Annotated in this window: 17 protein-coding genes and 1 pseudogene; 7 read left to right on the top strand and 11 right to left on the bottom strand. The window is 71.4% G+C overall.

Annotation, left to right across the window (positions count from 1 at the left end; all coding sequences use genetic code 11):
- Positions 1 to 71: 71 nt before the first annotated feature.
- From ACQPZW_RS07995 to ACQPZW_RS08005, 3 genes are read right to left on the bottom strand one after another with little or no spacing between them, the layout of a single operon-like run.
- Positions 72 to 815, bottom strand: coding sequence for a succinate dehydrogenase/fumarate reductase iron-sulfur subunit (locus tag ACQPZW_RS07995; protein WP_433794190.1), 744 nt, complete (start codon positions 813 to 815; stop codon positions 72 to 74).
- On the bottom strand, positions 815 to 2,764 hold the full coding sequence (locus ACQPZW_RS08000; RefSeq protein WP_433794191.1) for a fumarate reductase/succinate dehydrogenase flavoprotein subunit: 1,950 nt from the start codon (positions 2,762 to 2,764) through the stop codon (positions 815 to 817). Before ACQPZW_RS08000 ends, ACQPZW_RS07995 begins: the two co-directional genes overlap by 1 nt.
- A gap of 2 nt (positions 2,765 to 2,766) precedes the next feature.
- A complete protein-coding gene (locus ACQPZW_RS08005) occupies positions 2,767 to 3,399 on the bottom strand; it encodes a succinate dehydrogenase cytochrome b subunit (RefSeq protein ID WP_433797464.1) in 633 nt (210 codons plus the stop codon).
- 179 nt (positions 3,400 to 3,578) lie between these two features.
- Between ACQPZW_RS08005 and ACQPZW_RS08010 the strand changes: the two genes are divergently transcribed.
- The 3 genes from ACQPZW_RS08010 (at position 3,579) to ACQPZW_RS08020 (ending at position 7,086) form a co-directional block, all read left to right on the top strand.
- Positions 3,579 to 4,487, top strand: coding sequence for a LysR family transcriptional regulator (locus ACQPZW_RS08010; protein WP_433797465.1), 909 nt, complete (start codon positions 3,579 to 3,581; stop codon positions 4,485 to 4,487).
- A gap of 32 nt (positions 4,488 to 4,519) precedes the next feature.
- Positions 4,520 to 5,272: a class I SAM-dependent methyltransferase gene (locus tag ACQPZW_RS08015; RefSeq protein ID WP_433794192.1), complete on the top strand. Its 753-nt coding sequence runs from the start codon at positions 4,520 to 4,522 to the stop codon at positions 5,270 to 5,272.
- Between the two features lie 101 nt (positions 5,273 to 5,373).
- Complete coding sequence (locus ACQPZW_RS08020) at positions 5,374 to 7,086, top strand: substrate-binding domain-containing protein (RefSeq protein WP_433794193.1); 1,713 nt, start codon at positions 5,374 to 5,376, stop codon at positions 7,084 to 7,086.
- Between the two features lie 80 nt (positions 7,087 to 7,166).
- Here the strand turns inward: ACQPZW_RS08020 and ACQPZW_RS08025 are convergent, their stop codons facing one another.
- The 7 genes and pseudogenes from ACQPZW_RS08025 to ACQPZW_RS08055 form a co-directional block, all read right to left on the bottom strand.
- Entirely contained in the window at positions 7,167 to 8,600 is a 1,434-nt protein-coding gene (locus ACQPZW_RS08025; RefSeq protein ID WP_433794194.1) for a phytoene desaturase family protein, read from the bottom strand.
- A 112-nt stretch (positions 8,601 to 8,712) separates the two neighbouring features.
- Positions 8,713 to 9,786 carry a glycosyltransferase gene (locus tag ACQPZW_RS08030; RefSeq protein ID WP_433794195.1) on the bottom strand — a complete coding sequence of 358 codons (1,074 nt, stop codon included), beginning with the start codon at positions 9,784 to 9,786 and terminating at the stop codon, positions 8,713 to 8,715.
- 13 nt (positions 9,787 to 9,799) lie between these two features.
- Positions 9,800 to 10,591: pseudogene (locus ACQPZW_RS08035) on the bottom strand (carotenoid biosynthesis protein); the annotation flags it as partial.
- The gene (locus ACQPZW_RS08040) at positions 10,588 to 11,157 is read right to left on the bottom strand and encodes a GNAT family N-acetyltransferase (RefSeq protein ID WP_433794197.1); all 570 of its coding nucleotides are present in this window, start codon (positions 11,155 to 11,157) and stop codon (positions 10,588 to 10,590) included. The pseudogene ACQPZW_RS08035 and the gene ACQPZW_RS08040, both read right to left, overlap by 4 nt.
- The gene (locus ACQPZW_RS08045; protein ID WP_433797466.1) at positions 11,154 to 11,765 is read right to left on the bottom strand and encodes a monooxygenase; all 612 of its coding nucleotides are present in this window, start codon (positions 11,763 to 11,765) and stop codon (positions 11,154 to 11,156) included. The genes ACQPZW_RS08040 and ACQPZW_RS08045 overlap by 4 nt, the downstream gene beginning before the upstream one ends.
- 59 nt (positions 11,766 to 11,824) lie before the next feature.
- On the bottom strand, positions 11,825 to 12,298 hold the full coding sequence (locus ACQPZW_RS08050; protein WP_433794198.1) for a YbaK/EbsC family protein: 474 nt from the start codon (positions 12,296 to 12,298) through the stop codon (positions 11,825 to 11,827).
- A 2-nt stretch (positions 12,299 to 12,300) separates the two neighbouring features.
- The gene (locus ACQPZW_RS08055; RefSeq protein ID WP_433794199.1) at positions 12,301 to 13,092 is read right to left on the bottom strand and encodes an SDR family NAD(P)-dependent oxidoreductase; all 792 of its coding nucleotides are present in this window, start codon (positions 13,090 to 13,092) and stop codon (positions 12,301 to 12,303) included.
- A 58-nt stretch (positions 13,093 to 13,150) separates the two neighbouring features.
- Between ACQPZW_RS08055 and ACQPZW_RS08060 the strand changes: the two genes are divergently transcribed.
- A complete protein-coding gene (locus ACQPZW_RS08060; RefSeq protein ID WP_433794200.1) occupies positions 13,151 to 13,684 on the top strand; it encodes a hypothetical protein in 534 nt (177 codons plus the stop codon).
- 49 nt (positions 13,685 to 13,733) lie between these two features.
- Positions 13,734 to 14,345 (top strand): DUF305 domain-containing protein, encoded by a 612-nt coding sequence (locus ACQPZW_RS08065; RefSeq protein ID WP_433794201.1) that lies wholly within the window; start codon positions 13,734 to 13,736, stop codon positions 14,343 to 14,345.
- A 550-nt stretch (positions 14,346 to 14,895) separates the two neighbouring features.
- On the opposite strand, the gene ACQPZW_RS08070 is transcribed toward ACQPZW_RS08065, so the two are convergent.
- A complete protein-coding gene (locus ACQPZW_RS08070) occupies positions 14,896 to 15,375 on the bottom strand; it encodes a DUF4396 domain-containing protein (protein WP_433794202.1) in 480 nt (159 codons plus the stop codon).
- 779 nt (positions 15,376 to 16,154) lie between these two features.
- Here ACQPZW_RS08070 and ACQPZW_RS08075 point away from each other — a divergent pair.
- Together ACQPZW_RS08075 and ACQPZW_RS08080 are read left to right on the top strand one after the other, a co-directional pair.
- Positions 16,155 to 16,556 carry an SAV_6107 family HEPN domain-containing protein gene (locus ACQPZW_RS08075; RefSeq protein ID WP_433794203.1) on the top strand — a complete coding sequence of 134 codons (402 nt, stop codon included), beginning with the start codon at positions 16,155 to 16,157 and terminating at the stop codon, positions 16,554 to 16,556.
- A 1,405-nt stretch (positions 16,557 to 17,961) separates the two neighbouring features.
- Complete coding sequence (locus ACQPZW_RS08080) at positions 17,962 to 18,102, top strand: hypothetical protein (protein ID WP_433794204.1); 141 nt, start codon at positions 17,962 to 17,964, stop codon at positions 18,100 to 18,102.
- The last annotated feature ends 9 nt before the right edge of the window (positions 18,103 to 18,111 follow it).

Raw genomic sequence — 18,111 nt, forward strand, 5'->3', positions numbered from 1 at the left:
CGTTGTGCCGGGCATCCGAAGAAGCCGGGTACCGGACACGCCGTTGTGCCCGGTACCTGGAGTCAGCGCGGTCAGCGCTTGCTGATCGCCTTGCGGTAGTCGCTGTTGAGGCGGCCGATGAGGCTCAGCGGGATGCCCTTGGGGCAGACCGTGGTGCACTCGCCGGCGTTGGTGCAGCCGCCGAATCCGGCGTCGTCCTGCGCCTGCAGCATGTCGATGACGCGGCTGTCACGCTCCGGCTGACCCTGGGGCATCAGGCCGAGGTGGGCGATCTTCGCGGCGGTGAACAGCATCGACGAGCCGTTCGGGCAGGCGGCCACGCAGGCGCCGCAGCCGATGCAGGTGGCCGCCTCGAACGCGGCGTCGGCGTCCTTCTTGGGCACCGGGGTGGCGTGGGCGTCCGGCGCGGTGCCGGTCGGCGCGGTGATGTAGCCACCGGCCTGGATGATCTGGTCGAAGGCGGTCCGGTCGACGACCAGGTCCTTGATCACCGGGAAGGCGGCGGCACGCCACGGCTCGACGTCGATCACGTCGCCGTCGGAGAACTTGCGCATGTGCAGCTGGCAGGTGGTGGTGGCCTTCTCCGGGCCGTGCGCCACACCGTTGATGACCATGCTGCACGCGCCGCAGATGCCCTCGCGACAGTCGTGGTCGAACGCGATCGGGTCGTCGCCGGAGAGGATCAGCGTCTCGTTGAGGACGTCGATCATCTCGAGGAACGACGCGTCGGGGGAGATCCCCTTCACGTCGTAGGTGACCATCTTGCCGGCCGCCGACGGACCGGCCTGACGCCACACCCTGACCTTGATGTCCATTACTTGTAGCTCCGCGTGCTCGGGTGGACGTACTCGAAGTTGAGGTCCTCCTTGTGCAGGACCGGCTTGCCGTCGGCGCCGAAGTACTCCCACGCCGCGGCGTAGCTGAACTCGTCGTCGTGGCGCAGCGCCTCACCGTCCGGGGTCTGCGACTCGCCCCGGAAGTGGCCGCCGCACGACTCCCGCCGGTGCAGCGCGTCGATGCACATCAGCTCGCCCAGCTCGATGAAGTCGGCGACCCGGCCGGCCTTCTCCAGGTTCTGGTTGAGCTCCTCGCCCTTGCCCGGCACCTTCACCCGGGTCCAGAACTCCTCCTTGAGCGCCCGGATCAGGCCGATGGCCTTGGTCAGGCCCTCCTCGGTCCGCTCCATGCCGCAGTACTCCCACATGATCTGGCCGAGCTCGCGGTGGAACGAGTCCACGGTGCGGTCGCCGTCGATCGACAGGAACCTGGCGATCCGGTCCTCGACCTGTTTGCGGGCCTCCACCACCGGCGCGTCCGACTCGGTGACCTTCGGGAACGGCCCGGCCGCCAGGTAGTTGCTGATCGTGTTGGGGAGCACGAAGTAGCCGTCGGCCAGGCCCTGCATCAGCGCGGAAGCGCCGAGCCGGTTGGCGCCGTGGTCGGAGAAGTTGGCCTCGCCCACCACGAACAGGCCGGGGACCGTCGACTGCAGGTCGTAGTCGACCCACAGGCCACCCATCGTGTAGTGCACGGCGGGGTAGATGCGCATCGGCGTCTCGTACGGGTCCTCACCCGTGATCCGCTCGTACATCTCGAAGAGGTTGCCGTACTTCGCCTCGACCGCCTTGCGGCCCAGCCGCTTGATCGCGTCGGCGAAGTCCAGGTACACGCCGAGGCCACCGGGGCCGACACCGCGGCCCTCGTCGCAGACGTTCTTGGCGGCCCGGGACGCGATGTCACGGGGCACCAGGTTGCCGAACGACGGGTAGATCCGCTCCAGGTAGTAGTCGCGGTCCTCCTCGGCGATCTCCCCGGCCGGCTTCTGGCAGTCCGCGGCGTTCTTCGGCACCCAGACCCGGCCGTCGTTGCGCAGCGACTCCGACATCAGGGTCAACTTCGACTGGTGCGAGCCGGACTCCGGGATGCAGGTCGGGTGGATCTGCGTGTAGCAGGGGTTCGCGAACAGCGCGCCCTTGCGGTGGGCCCGCCACGACGCGGTGACGTTGCAGCCCTTGGCGTTCGTCGACAGGAAGAAGACGTTGCCGTAACCACCGGAGGCGAGCACGACCGCGTCGGCGAACTCGCATGTGATCTCGCCGGTGACCATGTCGCGCACCACGATGCCGCGGGCCTTGCCGTCCACGATGATCAGCTCGAGCATCTCGTGCCGGGCGTTCATCTCGACGTTGCCGAGGCCGATCTGGCGCTCCAGGGCCTGGTACGCACCGAGCAGCAGCTGCTGGCCCGTCTGGCCACGGGCGTAGAACGTCCGGGACACCTGGGTGCCGCCGAACGAGCGGTTGTCGAGCAGGCCGCCGTACTCACGGGCGAACGGGACGCCCTGGGCGACGCACTGGTCGATGATGTTCACCGACACCTGGGCGAGCCGGTACACGTTGGACTCGCGGGCGCGGAAGTCGCCGCCCTTGACCGTGTCGTAGAAGAGCCGGTAGACGGAGTCGCCGTCGTTGCGGTAGTTCTTCGCGGCGTTGATGCCACCCTGCGCGGCGATCGAGTGTGCGCGGCGGGGGCTGTCCTGGTAGCAGTACGACTTGACCCGGTACCCGGCCTCGGCCAGGGTCGCCGCGGCCGAGCCGCCGGCCAGGCCGGTGCCGACCACGATGACCGTCAGCTTCCGCCGGTTCGCCGGGTTGACCAGCTTGGCGGAGAACTTGCGGCGCTCCCAGCGGGTCTCGACCGGCCCGTCCGGGGCGGCCTTGTCGAAGACGGGCTCACCCTCGGCCCAGAAGTCGTTGGCACTCATGATCAACCCACCAATCCGAGCGTGACCGCGAACGGCACCGAGAGGTACATCGCGACCAGGATCACCGAGAGCGTGAGGGCGACGGCCTTGGCCCGGCGCTCGCCCTTGATCGTCTGCTGGCCCATCGTGCGGACCGCGCTCCAGATGCCGTGCCGCAGGTGGAACCCGACGGCCACGACCGCGAGGACGTAGAAGAGGGTCACGTACCACCGCTCGGGGGCGAAGCCCTCGACCACCCGGTCGGACGGCACCGTGTCGCCACCGGCGGGGTTCACCGTGCCCAGCGTCAGGTCGAGGATGTGCCAGATCACGAACAGCACGATGATCACGCCACCCCAGCGCATGGTGCGCGCGGCGTAGCTGCCCTGGATCTTGGGCCGGTGGGCGTACTTGACCGGCCTGGCCTTCTTGGCCCGGATGGTCAGCACGGCGGCCGCCCAGATGTGCAGGCCGATCGCCGCCAGCAGGCCGAAACGCTGGATCCAGAGGAACCAGGCGTGCGGCAGCAGGGGCGTGCCGAGCTCCCGCAGCCACTCCGCGTAGTGGTCGAAGTCCGTCTCACCGACGAAGATCTTGAGGTTTCCGGCCGCGTGCGCGAAAAGGAAGAGGACCAGCAGCGTGCCGCTGGCCGCCATGATCAATTTGAGTACGACCGACGAGGGCCGGACGGACTTCGGCGGCGTGGGGCGTGCCATCGCACCCGCAGCCTTGGTCGTCTTGGGAACAGGAGTGTCTACCGCCACAACTTGGACGGTAGAAAGTCCCAGTCGATTCGTCTAATGCATGCAGGTGCTGTCCTCCATAGCTATAAGCTATTAAGGTGCAGCTGCAACAACTCAGGTACTTCGTAGCGGTGGCAGAGACACGACATTTCACCCAAGCGGCGGACGAACTGGGCGTCTCGCAACCAACGTTGAGTAAGCAGATTCACACCCTCGAAATGTCACTCGGCGCGCCGCTGTTCGAGCGCATCCGCGGGGGCGTGACCCTCACGGTAGCTGGAGAAACCCTGCTCCCGCTGGCGCAGCGCATGATCGCGGACGCGGACGCGGCCCGGGACGCGGTGGCCGACATCGTCGGGCTCCGGCGCGGCGAGATCCGCCTCGGCGCCACCCCCAGCCTCTGCTCCTCGCTGGTCCCGGCGGTGCTCCGGGCGTACCGGGCCAACCACCCCGGCATCCGGCTGCACGTGACCGAGGGCAGCTCGCAGGACATGATCGCCGATCTTCTCGCGCACACCCTCGACCTGGCCCTGATCGTGCAGCCCGAGCACGGCGTCGACCCGGCGCTGGAGACCGCCGAGCTGCTCCGGGAGAGTCTCGTGGTGGCCTCGGTCGCCACCGGGCCGCCGCCGACCGTGGCCCGCCAGCTGGACCTGATCGAGCTGAGGCACACGCCGATGGTGATGTTCCGCGACGGCTACGACATCCGCGACGTCACCCTGCAGGCCTGCGAGCGGGCCGGGTTCACCCCCAGGTTCGCCGTCGAGGGCGGTGAGATGGACGCCGTGCTCGCCTTCGTCGAAGCCGGCCTCGGCGTCGCGCTGGTGCCCAGCATGGTGCTGGCCAACCGTCCTCTGCTGCGGGCCACCCCGCTCGCGCCGCCCGGCATGCGCCGCACCATAGCCCTCGCCCAGCGCCGCGGAGCGATCATGTCGCACGCCGCCGCGGCCCTGCGTGAGGTGGTCATCGAGCACTGCGCGGCAACCGTCCACATCGGGTAGTCAAGAGGCTGCTCCGCGTCTAGGCTCCGGATGTGTGGCATGGCGAGTACCGCGATCCCCGGCTGGTCGAGGTCCACGACGCCGAGCATCCCTGGGGCTGGGAGGACGACTTCTTCATGCGGGTCCTCGCCGACCGCATGACGCCCCGGGTCCTCGACCTCGGCTGCGGCACCGGCCGCCTGGCGATCGCCATGGCCGCGGCCGGTCACGAGGTGACCGCCGTCGACCCGGCCCGCGCGAGCCTCGACGCCGCCCGCCGCAAGCCCGGTGCCGCCCGGGTCCGCTGGATCGAGGGCTCCTACGAGACGCTGGCGCCCCGTTCCTTCGACGTCGCCTTCCTGACCGGTCACGTCACCGAGCTGCTGGTGTCCGATGAGGAGTGGTCGCGCGCCCTGCACGCCCTGCGCGACGCGCTGACCGTCGACGGGCGGCTGATCATGGACGGCCGCGACCCGGTGTCGCGCCCGTGGCAGGGGTGGGACCGGGCCGGCACCGAGCGGGCCATCGTGCTCGCCGACGGCTCGGCCGTGGTGGCGTGGACCGAGGGCGTCCCGTCCCCTGACGAGAGCACCGTGTCCGTCGTCCATCACTATCTGTTCCCGGACGGTCTCGAGCTGACCAGCACGGCCGTCCATCGATTCCGCGACGAAGCTACGTTGCGTGACTCCCTGCGCGCTGCCGGTTTCCGGGTCGACCAGCTCTACGGCGGATGGAGCCGGGAGCCCGCAGGCCTCAGTGACGACGGCGAACTGATAGTGATCGCCATCGCTGAGCCTCGGATATAGCCCTGATGTGCCGCGTTACTTACTGAACCATTGCAGGACATGAATACCGGACTACTATCCGGCAGGCATCGGTACCGACCTCAACGACGGGGCTAGGTGGCATGTCCGACAACGAGTGGCCAAGGCAGTTGCCCGCGCCGGACCACGGCGACTGGAACGAGGCGCCGCAGAGCCGTGGTCGTGTCCTGCTCGCCGCGGTCCTCGTGATCACGGTCCTGCTGGTCGCCGGCGGCGTCGCCTGGCGGCTGATGAGCAACGGGACGTCCACCCCGGCCGCGCAGACCAGCGCCGCGCCGGTGCCGTCGTCCACCCCGACCGTCACCCCCTGTCCCGACCCCGAGCTCATCGTGGCCGCGGCCCCCGAGATCGCCCCGTTGATCAGCGAGGCCGCGGCCGGTCTCAAGCCGGCCGGCCAGCGCTGCTCGTCGATCGTGGTCCGTGCCGAGGAGCCCGGCGTCACCGTGGCCGCCAAGGACCAGCCGGACGTCTGGGTGCCGTCGTCGAGTGTCTGGCTGCCGATCGCCGCCGACCGCAAGCACGTCTTCCAGACCTCCGGGGCCACCCTCGCCTGGTCGCCGATCGTGCTGGCCGCGCCGCCCGCACTCGCCGCCCAGTACGCCCAGGACGGCAAGACCGCCTGGACCACGCTGACCAAGGCCGTCACCGAGGAGCGGGTGCCGGTCGTGACCATGCCCGATCCACTGATCACCACGACCGGCCTGCTCAGCGTCCACGGGGTGCACGCCGCCGCGGCGCTGACCACGAAGGATCCGGGCATCGCCCAGCTGCGCGCCCTGACCCTGCGCAGTCGGCTCACCAAGGCGAACGCCGACCCCACCTCCCTGATCATCCAGATGGCCCGGCTCACCGATCCCGGCTCGGCCGCCTTCGACGTCGGTGTCTTCCCACTCGTCGAGCAGCAGGTCACCGCCTACCAGAAAGCCGGGCACAAGGTTCCGCTGACCGCCGCGGTGCCCGTCGACGGGCAGGTCGAGGCCGACTACCCGTACGCGGTCCGCAAGGGCGTCAAGACCCGCCTGGTCGAGCAGTTGCGTGCCGCGATCAGCAAGCCGGATCTGGCCGCCGCCGGGTTCCGCACCGAGCCCACCGCCGGCGGCGCCCGACTGCCCGAGTCGGCCAAGGCGATGCTCACGCCGGCTCAGCAGTGGGCCGGATTCCAGACCGTGGCCTTCCAGGTGCTGCTGCTGATCGACGAGTCCGGCTCGATGAACGAGAAGATCGGTGCCGGGCCGGAGACCAAGGCGTCCCTGCTGCGCGAGTCCGGGGCCAGCGCGTCCGAGCTGTTCAACGAGGAGACCACGATCGGTATGTGGTATTTCGGGGCGGCCGCGGCCACCGATCCCGCACACACCGAGGTGGTCCCGTTCGGCCCGATCACCGCGGCGGCCGGCGGCAAACCCCGGCGGCAGGCGCTGGCCGAGCAGATCACCACGTACCGCCCGCGGGCGAACGCCGGGACGCCGCTCTACCAGAGCGTCCTCGACGGCGTCGACACCATGCGCGAGCAGGCCCAGGCCGGCCGCCCGTCGGTGGTCGTGGTGCTCACCGACGGCGCCGACGGCGGCACCCGGTTCGCGATGAACAACCAGGAGTTCCTCAAGCGGCTCAACGACGGGCGCGACCCGGCCCGGCCGGTCTCGGTCATCGCGGTCGGCTACGGCCCGGACGCCAACATGAAGGCGCTGCAGGACATGGCCAAGGCCACCGGCGGTCAGGCGATCGCCGCCCGCAACCCGGCCGACCTGGCCTCCGCGATGGCCAAGGCCTTCCTGGCCGCCCGAACCACGTCATAGGCCGGGCCCGCCCGACCCGCCCGGCCCAGCCCCGTCAGACAGTCCGGCCACTATCAGGCAGCCCGGCCCCTGTCAGACAGTCAGGCCGGCCCGATCGCGTCGGCCACGATCCGCGCGGACAGGGTCACCATCGGCAACCCGCCGCCCGGATGCACCGAGCCTCCGACCAGGAACAATCCGTCCACCGGGCCGCGGTTGCCGGGCCGCAGCAGGCCACCCGCGGTGCCGTAGATCGCCCCGCCCGGCGCGCCCGCCGACTCGGCCAGGTCGGCCGGTGTCCGGGTCTCCAGGAACTCCAGCCGGTCCCGCACGTCCACCCCACGCTGGGCCAGCACGTCCAGCACGTGACGGGCGTACGTGTCGGCCAGCCCCGGCCGCCGCCAGTCCACAGCGGACTGCTCGGTCCCGTGGCGTGGCGCGTTCACCAGCACGAACCACGCCTCCCGGCCCTCCGGGTGCACCGCCGGATCCTCGGCCCGGGTGACGAACACCGCCGGATCGTCCACCGGCCGGGCCCGCCGCCCCGGCCCCGGGAAGATCGCGTCGAACTCACCGTCGTAGCGGCGCGGGAAGAAGACCGTGTGATGGGCCAGCTCCGGGGTGTCCCCGCGCACCCCGAGCAGCAGCACGAACCCGCCCAGGCTCCGGTCGGCGAGCCCGGCCAGCCGGTCCGGGCTGGGCAGCAGGTCCCGGTAGAGGGTGACGGCGTCCACGTCGGACACCACGATGTCGGCACGGACGAAACCGCCCGACGCCAGGCTCACCCCGCGTACCGCGGCATCGGCCTCGATCGCGGCGACCTCGGAGCCCAGCTCCAGGCGTACCCCCAGATCGTCACATCGCGCGCGCAGCGCCGCGGCCAGCGTGCCCAGGCCACCCGGTAGGTACCAGCCGCCGTAAGCCAGCTCGGCGTAGGGGATCGCGGCCAGCGCCGCCGGCGCGCGCCGCGGATCGGTCCCGGTGTATGTCGCATAGCGGTCCAGCAGCATCCGCAGCCGAGGATCGCGCAGGTAGCGCCGGCCCAGGCCGCGCAGCGACCGGCCCGGCGCGATCGCCGCGAGATCACCGACCCGCCAGGTGAGCCGGGCCAGCGACGCCGCCGACACCGGCCGCTGCAGCACCGACTCCCAGGAGGCCCGCCAGATCCGCTCGGCCCGCCGCCAGAACCGGTCCCAGTCGTGCGCCGCGTCGGCGCCGAGCGCGGCCGTGATCCGCTCCAGGAACACCGCGTGAACCGGCGACGAGTCGAGCACCACACCGTCGGGGAAGACGTGCCGCACCACCGGGTCCAGCGGCTCCGGGCGCAACCCCAGCTCCAGGTCGTCGAAGACCTGCGGCAGCGTGAGCAGGCTCGGGCCGGTGTCGAAGCGGTAGCCGTCCCGCTCATACACCGCCAGCTTGCCGCCGGGCTCCACGGCCCGCTCGTGCACCGTCACCCGATGCCCGGCGGCGGCGAGCCGCACCGCGGCGGCAAGACCACCGACTCCGGCGCCCACCACGACGACGTCACTCACGACTTACCCCTTTTCTTATGGTACGGGCGGCGCCCTCCCGCCGAATGATGCCCGTCCCCCGGCTCCCGCGCGGGTGATGCGGTCCCTTGCCGCCCGGCCGCGACCGCCGGGGCTACACGCGGCGTCCCCGCCAGGTCAGGCGACCGGTGCGCCGCATGTGGAACGAGCGTGCGACCAGTCCCGCGAACAGGGCCACCGAGAGCGGGTGGGCGAACGCGTCGAGCAGGCGACCGCCGGTGGCGGCAGCGCTGATCAGGCGGCCGGTGACGCCGAGCAGGTAGGCCACGGCGGCGACGGCCGGACCGGCAACGGGTAGCAACAGAGGCGGTAGCGCGTACAACCAGAGAAGAAGGACCACGACGGCGGCCGCGCCGGACGCCGACCCGAAGGACGCCCACAGCGATTTGCCGTAGCCGTTCGCCAGCTCCTGCCAGGTGGTGTACATGCGGCAGGTGGCCAGGCGGGAGCCGTCGGCGAGGGCGATCCGCCCGCCGGAGCGTTTCACCGCGCGGGCCAGGCCGATGTCCTCGAGGATGTCGTCGCGGACCGCGGCGTGCCCGCCGGCCCGCTGGTATCCGGCCCGGTCCACCACCAGCCATTGGCCGCCGGCGGCGGCGAGCGACGGGCGCGGCGAGCGTTCCATGCGGCGCAACGGCAGGAAGGTGAGCCAGGACCATTGCAACAGCGGCTGGACCAGCCGTCCGGCACCGATGATCCTGGGGTACGGCGAGAGCAGCGTCACCCCGGTCGTCCGGAGGAGCTCGACCGCCCCGGCGATCGCGTCCGGTGCCAGGACCACGTCGGCGTCGACGAAGACCAGCACGTCCGCATCGCCGGCGTCGTCGGCCAGTTGCCGGCACGCGTTCGGTTTGCCCAGCCAGCCGTCCGGTAGCGGGCCGCCCGTGAGCAGTCGCACCCGAGAGCCGGCCACCGCCCGGACCACGTCGGCGGTCCCGTCGGTGGACCCGTCGTCGAGGACGTGGACGGTCATGTCAGGCACGCCACGCTGGGCGAGCAGCGACTCCAGGCAGGGCGTGACCCGCTCGGCCTCGTCGCGCAGCGGCAGCAGGACGGCGACCCGCCCGGTGACCGTGGCGTCGCGGCGCGGGCGGCGCAACAGCAGCGCGTTGACCGCGGTGTGCGCGGTGAGCAGCAGCAACGGCGTGAGCAGCAGCCAGGCGGTCACGTGCGGTTCCGGTCCGCGACGGTCCCGCCCGGTGCCGGCGCGGTGGCCGTGCCGGGCGGGGCGCCCCGCGACAGCAGCAGTGGCAGCACGGCCAGTCCCATCAGGACACCGCCCCACGCGGCCGAGGCGGGCAGGTCCAGGAAGACGGCGTGGGCGAGGACCGAGGAGAAGTACGTCCACAGCCACAACGCCAGCATCGGCCTGTCCGCCGGAACCGGGGACGACACCGTGCGCGCGGCGGCCGACAGCACGGTCATCAGCAGGATCGCGAATCCCAGCCAGCCCAGGTAGTTGCCGATCGGGATCCCCGGCACCCCGGGCAGCGCCGGAACCGGGTCGTGCCAGCGCCAATACCCCTCGGCGACCATCTGCGGGTCGAGGAACAGGTCCCAGGTGGCCAGCCCGCCGGCCGCCACCGCGATCCGGGCCGCCCGCCCCCGGGCCGCCCGCAGCGCCGCGAGCCACGCCGGCCACGCCATCCACGTCCAGGCCAGCGGAATGATCAGCGGCACGCCCAGCAGTTTCGGCCCGAGCTGCCCCGAGTAGTCGTAGGTCCCGAACGGGAACCCGGTGGCCACACCGATCGCCTCGACCGCGAAGCCGCCGAGCATCGCCGTCCCCACCAGCGCGGCCGCCGCCCGGGCCCCCGGAACAGCCACGCGTGCGACACCGACAGCACCACGCCGATCAGCACGGTCGCCACGGTCAGGCCCGCACGCGTCCCGCCCTCGGTCAGCGGATAGCAGATCTGGGCCAGGATCAGGCCGCCCAGTAGCGCCCAGGGAACGACACGCAACGCGGTCAGCCGCCGACCATTCCCTCGGCCGGGCGCTCCGCCAGCGGCAGCTCCCGCCCCAGGATCGCGAACGCCCGCTCGTCGCCGGGGAACAGGAAGTCGCGCAGCACGTCGGCGAATCCGAATCGCCGGTACAGCCGCCACGCCCGGGACGCCTGCTCGTCGGCCTCCGGAGTGGACAGCAGCACCCGCCGGCCCTCGGCCATCGCCAGCAGCGCCCGCAACTGCCGCGACCCCACCCCGTGACCCTGCGCCACCGGGCGCACGTGCAGCTCGACGACCTCGAAACACTCCGACAGCCAGTACCGGCGGGACGGCTCGTCGAGAGCGGCCCGCACCTGGTCGTGCCACCACTGGCCGGGGGCGGACGTGTAGCCGTACCCGAAACCGGCCAGCCTGCCCTCCGCGGTCAGCGTCGCCACCGCCCGGAAGCCCGGCCGGCGAACGTGCGAGCCGATGTAGCCACGGCGGGTCTGCAGCAGCTCCTTGCGGTAGCCCATCGCCTCGCCGTAGACGGTCACCACGTCGTCGAGCCGGCGCAGCAGGTCGTCCGGCTGCCAAGCTACGAGCCTCATCGCTCTGTCAGCTCCTCGTCGATCCAGCCCAGCACCGTGCGGTCGCCGGTGAGGTCACGCACCGCGAAACGGGCGAAAAGCTCCTCCGCATACCAACCGTCGGTGGGCGTACGGGCGATCACCGCGCGGTGCTCCGGCTGACGGTACGCGAACGTGGTCAGATCTGCCGCGCTGCGCCACACGCTGACCGTGCCCTGCCAGCCGATCGGCGCCTCACCGACCCCGAACCGGGCGAGCAGCCCCGGCGCGCCCGCCACCTCTCTCGCGACCGCCGGGACGGCCCGCCAGAAACCCAGCGCACGCGTCGGGCGCAGCCGGGCCCGGGTCAGCGCCACCACCATGCCGTCCGGTTTGCGGCCCGTCGGGCGGAACGGGGTGCGGCCCGACCACGAGCCCCGGCTCACCAGCGGTTCCAGGTCGACGCGGGCATGCCTCTCGGCTATCGCGTCCCAGCGTGGGAAACGAACCGGGGCGTCACTCACGGTTATCGCCGCCCAGCGGGTCAGGTCCGTGTCGCCGGGTCCGAAAGTGGCGCCGGTGCCCGTACCCAGGAATTTGCCGAACTCGACCCCGGAGAGATCTCGCCGGGTGAAGGCCATGCGCAGCATGGCGGCGCCGATCGCGCGGCGCGGGACCCGCCAGACGTGCAGGCTGACGCTCTGCTCGGTCACGCGACCTCGGCCGGGGTCCCGGTGGTGACGCGGACCAGCTCCGCATAGGTGGTGGCGAACAGGGACCGAGGTACGCCGCCCGCCGCCCAGACCACCGGGAACCGCTCCAGCTCGACGTCCACCAGGGTCCGCACCGGCTTCGGATGGCCCAGCGGGGCGACCCCGCCGATCGCCTGGCCGGTGTGCTGCCGGACGAACTCCGGCGTCGCCCGGCGCAGCCTGCCGATGCCCAGCCCGGCGGACACCTTCGCGGTGTCCACCCGGTGCGCGCCCGACGTCAGGACCAGCAGCGGCTCACCGTCGGCATCGAAGATCAGCGAGTTGGCGATCTGGCCGACCTCGATGTTCAGAGCGGCGGCCGCGGCGGCGGCGGTGTGCACCGCCTCGTCCAGGATGACGATCTCGGCGGTGTCCGCCCCGGCCGCCTTCAGGGCGTCGCGGACCGCGATCACGTTCGGATGGTTCTGCATCCCTACTTGTCTACCGCCTCGGCACTGGCCTCCCACAACCGCCCGGCCAGCTCGGGGTCACGGGCGTGCGGCGCGGGGCGGGTCAGCTTGTGCCCCACGTAGTAGCCGCCGTTCACCAGCTCCGCCTCCGGCGCCGTGGCCAGCCACACCAGCAGCTCACCGGCCTTCTCGGGGGTGACCAGGAACGGCGCATACCGGTAGAACAGCCGAACGGTCCGGCCGGCGCCGAAGTTCGTCCGCACCACACCCGGGTGGAACGAGACACTGAACACATCCGGCCAGCGGCGGGCCGCCTCCGCGGTGAACAGGATGTTCGCCGACTTGCCCGCCCCGTACGCCTGCCAGGGGTTGTACTTCCCCGGATCGCCGGCCGGACGATCCGGGTCGGGGCGGCCGCGGACGTGCGCACGGGACGCCGTGTTCACCACCCGGGCGCCCCGCAGCCGCTCCCGCAACAGGTTGGTCAGCAGGAACGGCCCCAGATGATTGCCCTGGAACGTCGCCTCGAACCCGTCCACGGTCCGCCGGAAGTCGTCGACCATGCCGCCCGCGTTGTTGGCCAGCACGTCGATCCTCGGGAAGCCGGCCAGAAGGTCCGCGGAGAGGGCCCGCACCTCGGCGAGGCTCTCGAAGTCGGCGCGGAAATGCGCCGCCGGCCGCACCCGGGCCACCGCGTCGGCGAGACGACGCGGATCACGCCCCACCAGGACCACCTCGTCACCGCGCGCGGTGAACTGCTCCGCGGCGGCCAGCCCCACACCGGAGCTGCCGCCGGTGACCACGATCGTCGCCATCCCGCCATCGTATTCACGATCGTGGGGATCCGCGCCCGGTCATGGGTACCGTGGAGATGTGTGGATCACGGCGGTGGGTGGCGCGACGGTGCGCCGGATGGCTTGGTGGGTGCTGCTCACCTGCACGGTCATCGGGCTGGCGTCGATGCACACCCTCGGTCATGGGCGGGTCGCCGGCTCCCACGGGGCGCATCTCGCCGGCGGCCCGGCTTCCGCGCCGTCTCCCTTCCCTCTCGGGTCCTCCGCGCCGTCTCCCTTTCTCCTCGTCTCTTCCGCCTCGTCTGTCCTTGTCGCTCCTCTGGTCGGTCTTCATTCGGTCGGCTCTCTTGTGGGCGGGCCGGCTGTCGGCTCACCTTCGGAGGACCACGAGTCGGGTGGCGGGCATGGCTCGGCGTGGAGTGTCTGCCTGGCGGTGCTCGCCGGGCTGACGGCGGCGGTGTCGCTGCTGGCCTGGCTTCTGCTGCGACGGCGGGCCGGCTCCCCGGTGGGCGTGCCCGCGTTCGTGTTCTCCGCCGGGTGGGTGATTCCGAGGGCGCCGCCTTCGCTGCAGGCCGGCTTGCGGCTGGCGGTGACATCGGTGATGCGCATATAGCGGGATTTGTCGCCCGCTGTTGTCATCTCCGATCAAGGAAAGGCCCTCGATGTCCCGCATGTTGCTGCGCCGCGCCCTCCCGGCCGGCGCTCTGTCCCTGACCCTCGCCGTCACCGCCTGCAGCGGGGGTGGTCACTCCTCCGGCCACTCCGGCGCCGGAGCCACACCCGCATCCGCACCCGTCTCCGCTTCGCCCGGGGCCGTGTTCAACGACGCCGATGTGGCGTTCGCCGAGCACATGAGCGTCCACCACCAGCAGGCCGTCGTGATGTCGGCCCTGGCCGCCGAACGCGCCTCCGACCCCCGGGTGAAGGAGCTGGCGGCCACGATCGAGGCCGCGCAGTCCCCGGAGATCGCCACCATGGCCGGCTGGCTCTCCGACTGGGGCCGCCCACCCGTCGCCACGGGTGACGGCCACGGCACCGGCCACGAGTCGATGCCCGGCATGATGTCCGCCGCCGACATGACGAAACTGGCCGAATCCACCGGCGAGGCCTTCGACCGCCAGTTCCTCACCATGATGATCGCCCACCACGAGGGCGCCGTGACGATGGCCGAGGACCAGATCGCCGACGGCGCCAACCCGGAGGCCAAAGCCCTGGCCGCGAAGATCGTCACCGACCAGCAGGCGGAGATCGCCACCATGAAGGCGATGTTGTAGGGGCCGTCCGTCGTCGCGGTCGGCCTTCGTCGTACCACAGGATCGCGGCGGGCCGGGAAGAGACCGGGAGTGCCCTCTCCCGGGATCGCCCCGAACCCGCCGCGATCCTGTTGATGGCTCGCATCGTCCTCGGGCCGGAGTGTCGAACACCTGCCTCGGCATTGGTCCGCCGTCGGGCTCACCGTTCGCCCGAGAGGCGCGATGTGCGTCCGGTGCCGGTCACCCTTTGGCTTGCCGTTCGCCCGGGAGGCGCGATCTGCGTCCGGTGCTGGTCACCCTTTGGCTCACCGTTCGCCTGGGAGGCGAGGTGCGTCCGGTGTCGGTCGCCGTAAGCTCGCCGTTCGGCCGGGAGGCGATCTGCGTCCGGCGCCGGTCATCCTTTGGCTCGCCGTTCGCCCGGCAGGCGATATGCGCCCGGTGCGGGTCCGTTCGCGTTCGCCCCCCTTTGGGAGCCCGCAACTGCGCCCGATCCCCGCACTGGGTGACCCCCGCGCCCGTCCCCCGCCCGTGCCGCGTTTGCCCGTGCCGCGTCCCTTGAGCTTGATCTCGGTCAGTGGGTGTGGGGCTGGTGGCCGGCGTGATACCGGTGCGTCACCGCGTGGCCCTTGCCGCGAGCGATCAGCCACCGGTTGACCGGCACGGTCAGCACGAACGCCACCGCCAGGGCGAAGGCGAGCGAGCCCCAGAACAGGGGGTTTGCCAGGCCGGCCTCCATCGCGCCGGGCACCACGAGCATGATCGCGTTGTCGATGATCTCCATGACGACGATCGACACCGTGTCGGCGGCGAGTGCCACCTTCAGCGCGTCACGGACACCGATGCCGGAACGCAGTAGCGGCCGCATGGTCAGCGCATAGCCGAAGACGAACGCCAGTCCGATCGCGAGCGCCACGGTGGGGCCGGCGGTCCAGCCCAGCGCGGTGCCGATCACCATGCCGAGCACCTCGCCGATGGCGCAGCCGGTGAGGCAGTGCAGTGTCGCCTGTGCCGCCGTTCGCCACGAGGCGGATCCGTGCGTGCTGTGGTTCATGAGCCTCTCCCTCTACTTTGCGGTCAACATACCCCCAGGGGGTATCAGAGGGAAGGGGAGTCGTGTCCCGGGGGTTGTGACGCGTACCGCCGCGGTCTGTCGATCATCCGTTCTAAAAACCTGGTGGCGCGGGGCGCCCAAGGTTGCGTTTTTGTCGTAGGGGGGTGTTAGTCTCTGCGGTAGTTAGAACGGATGTTCTAAAGGATGTTCGTTCGGCTCCGGGAGCGTGTTTCGCGGCTCGCCTCCCGGGTGCGGCGCCCGCGAAGCGCTGCACACGTGGTCCGGGCATTCGCGGGTCCGGGCCTCGTTCAAGGCAGGCCGTCGCTCGCCGCCCCCGACCCCCGGTGGCGGGCGACGGACCAGCCGGCGGTGCCGGCCGGGTGTGGTGTGGGGAAGCTTCACACCTGGCCGGCTTGCCGTCGGGCGGTCCGAGTGGCCGCCCACCGGGGCTCCGGCCGCCCGTTGGAGCCCCGGTCTCCGGCTTGGGCCGGTAACGGCATGCTGCGTCTTCCTCCGCAGCGATCGGTTCGACCTACCAACGTCGGATGCGGAACGAGCGAGGAGAAACGACGATGGCGAGCACCCAGGCCCCGGACCTCATGGCGGCTCCCGGTCCGGCACACAAAACCCCGGCCCAAGCGCCTGCCGTCCCGGCCCAGCCAGGCCCGCCGCGGCTCGGCTCGGCTCCCGCCTCTCATCCATCTGCCGTCCCGGCTCAGGCCGGTCCCGCGCAGGTCGGTGCGGCTTCGCGGTCGGAGGCTCCTACGGTGCCGGCTCACATGCTGCCCCATCGCACTCCCGCTCAGCTGCTGGCGATCGCCCACGAGGGTTTGACCGAGGCGGCGACGACCGGGCCGGACGGGTTGCGCTACGCGACGGCGCATCTGGCCGCCCTGCGTGCGGCTGCGGCCTTGATCGCCGCGAGGGCCCGCCCTTCCGCGCCCGGGCGCAGAGCTCGTGCGACCAGCGCCTGGTCGCTGCTGGTCCTGGTGGCGCCGGAGTTCAGCGACTGGGCCGGCTATTTCGCTCTCGGCGCGAGCAAGCGCGCCGCCGCCGAGGCCGGCATTCCCCACGTGGTCAGCGCCCGTGAGGCCGATGACCTGCTACGGGCAGCCGAGCAGTTCGTCACCGTGGCCGAGTCCTCCCTCGGCTTCTCCTACCAGCCCCCACTGGCCGCATGACCACCCGCGGCGTCCCTGCCGTGCACACGCCTTCCCTGGCGGATGCGCGCCCTGAGCCTTCCTTCCGCCTCCTGAGATTCGTCAGCGGGCGTGCACTTCCGCCCCTGAGATTCGTCAGCGGGCGTGCGCTTCCGGCCTTCTCTTCGAGCCTCCACCGGGTGCGCTTCGCCGATGGGCGTCTCCTTCGGGCGTTCGCCGCGCGCGCTTTGCAGGTGGGTGCACATCTTCGCCGTCTCTCTCGGCCGCCCGCGTTGAGCCCTTCACCAGCGGTCGCATCCTCGGCCGCCCACCCCGCGCCCTCTGCCGGTCGGCGGGCTTCCTTGGACTTCCCCGCTGCCGGGCATTTCCGGCCCTCCCCACGGCCGGCACGAGGATTCACCTGAGTGCGTGATCAAGGGCGATGGTCGGCTGAGAGTGTGCCCGCCCGGCCGTGACCGTCGCCGGATATGACGACGGCGGCATTCGGCTGTGTTCGTGCGGTGTCCTCGGGTGGGAGACGTGGCTCGGTGTCTTCCGTCCCGGCGGGCATCCCGCTCGGAGCGTCGATGGGCGGGCTGCCGGTTCTTCTTCGGCGGCGGCGTCAGCCTTCTTTGGCGGGGCGTAGGCCTTCTTCGCCGGAGCTGACCGGGGTGAACGGTGGGGCGGCGTGGTGGTGCCGGTGGGGAGTCCGTTCATGTGACCGGGGTTGCCGTCCGGTGGTGCTTTACGGGGAGCAGCAGAGCGAGGCATGACGTGGCTGGGCGCATGATCAGTGGTGCGAACGCCCTCACAGGACTGGTCCGGACGGCTACCGGAACCGGTGAGCTGGACGTGGACCGGACGCTGCCGGTGGCGGCTGAGTTGAGTGGGCTGCTGCCGGGACGCGCGCTGCGCCGGGGCAGCACCGTCGCCGTTGCCAACGGGCAGATCCTGCCGGCCGGTGTGGACAGGTCGTTGCGGACTGCTTCAGCTAGGTCCTCTGACGCGGGCTCGACGTCCCGGCCGGGCATACCGGCGGGTCGCGGCTTTCCGCCGATCAGCGCAGACGTGCCGACCAGCCCGGGCCGGGCGGGATCTCCTGTGTCGTCCCGGGAGCTCGGGCCCGATCGTGCGGCCCGGCCCGGCCGATCCGATCCGACCGACGACACGGATCTTCCCAACCGTGTGCTGCCCGGCGGCGCCAGCGTGCCTGGCGGCGCCCGAGCTGGCGGTGCCGCTGGTCTGCCCGGAGGAGAGGGATCGGTCGGAGGGGCTGGTTTGTCCGGAGGGCGAGGAACGGTCGGTGCGAGTGATCTATCTGGAGGGGTGGGGCCGGTCGGAAGGGCTGGTTTGTCCGGAGGGCGAGGAACGGTCGGTGCGAGTGATCTATCCGAAGGGATGGGGCCGGTCGGAGGGGCCGGTTTGTCCGGAGGGCGAGGAACGGTCGGTGCGAGTGATCTATCCGGAGGGGTGGGGCCGGTCGGTGGGGCTGTTCTGTCCGGACGAGGGCCGGGTGGTGGGGCTGGTCTGTCCGGAGAAGGGGGACCGGTCGGTCGGGCTGGTCTGGCCGTGGGGGCCGGGGCGGTGAACGGGACCG

This window comes from Actinoplanes sp. CA-252034, assembly GCF_050956125.1.
Lineage (GTDB): Bacteria > Actinomycetota > Actinomycetes > Mycobacteriales > Micromonosporaceae > Actinoplanes.

Coding starts and splice junctions, on each gene's coding strand:
- ACQPZW_RS07995 (WP_433794190.1), bottom strand. CDS start 815: ATGGACATCAAGGTCAGGGTGTGGCGTCAGGCCGGTCCGTCGGCGGCC.
- ACQPZW_RS08000 (WP_433794191.1), bottom strand. CDS start 2,764: ATGAGTGCCAACGACTTCTGGGCCGAGGGTGAGCCCGTCTTCGACAAG.
- ACQPZW_RS08005 (WP_433797464.1), bottom strand. CDS start 3,399: ATGGCGGCCAGCGGCACGCTGCTGGTCCTCTTCCTTTTCGCGCACGCG.
- ACQPZW_RS08020 (WP_433794193.1), top strand. CDS start 5,374: ATGTCCGACAACGAGTGGCCAAGGCAGTTGCCCGCGCCGGACCACGGC.
- ACQPZW_RS08040 (WP_433794197.1), bottom strand. CDS start 11,157: ATGAGGCTCGTAGCTTGGCAGCCGGACGACCTGCTGCGCCGGCTCGAC.
- ACQPZW_RS08045 (WP_433797466.1), bottom strand. CDS start 11,765: ATGCTGCGCATGGCCTTCACCCGGCGAGATCTCTCCGGGGTCGAGTTC.
- ACQPZW_RS08050 (WP_433794198.1), bottom strand. CDS start 12,298: ATGCAGAACCATCCGAACGTGATCGCGGTCCGCGACGCCCTGAAGGCG.
- ACQPZW_RS08055 (WP_433794199.1), bottom strand. CDS start 13,092: ATGGCGACGATCGTGGTCACCGGCGGCAGCTCCGGTGTGGGGCTGGCC.
- ACQPZW_RS08065 (WP_433794201.1), top strand. CDS start 13,734: ATGTCCCGCATGTTGCTGCGCCGCGCCCTCCCGGCCGGCGCTCTGTCC.
- ACQPZW_RS08070 (WP_433794202.1), bottom strand. CDS start 15,375: ATGAACCACAGCACGCACGGATCCGCCTCGTGGCGAACGGCGGCACAG.
- ACQPZW_RS08075 (WP_433794203.1), top strand. CDS start 16,155: ATGCTGCCCCATCGCACTCCCGCTCAGCTGCTGGCGATCGCCCACGAG.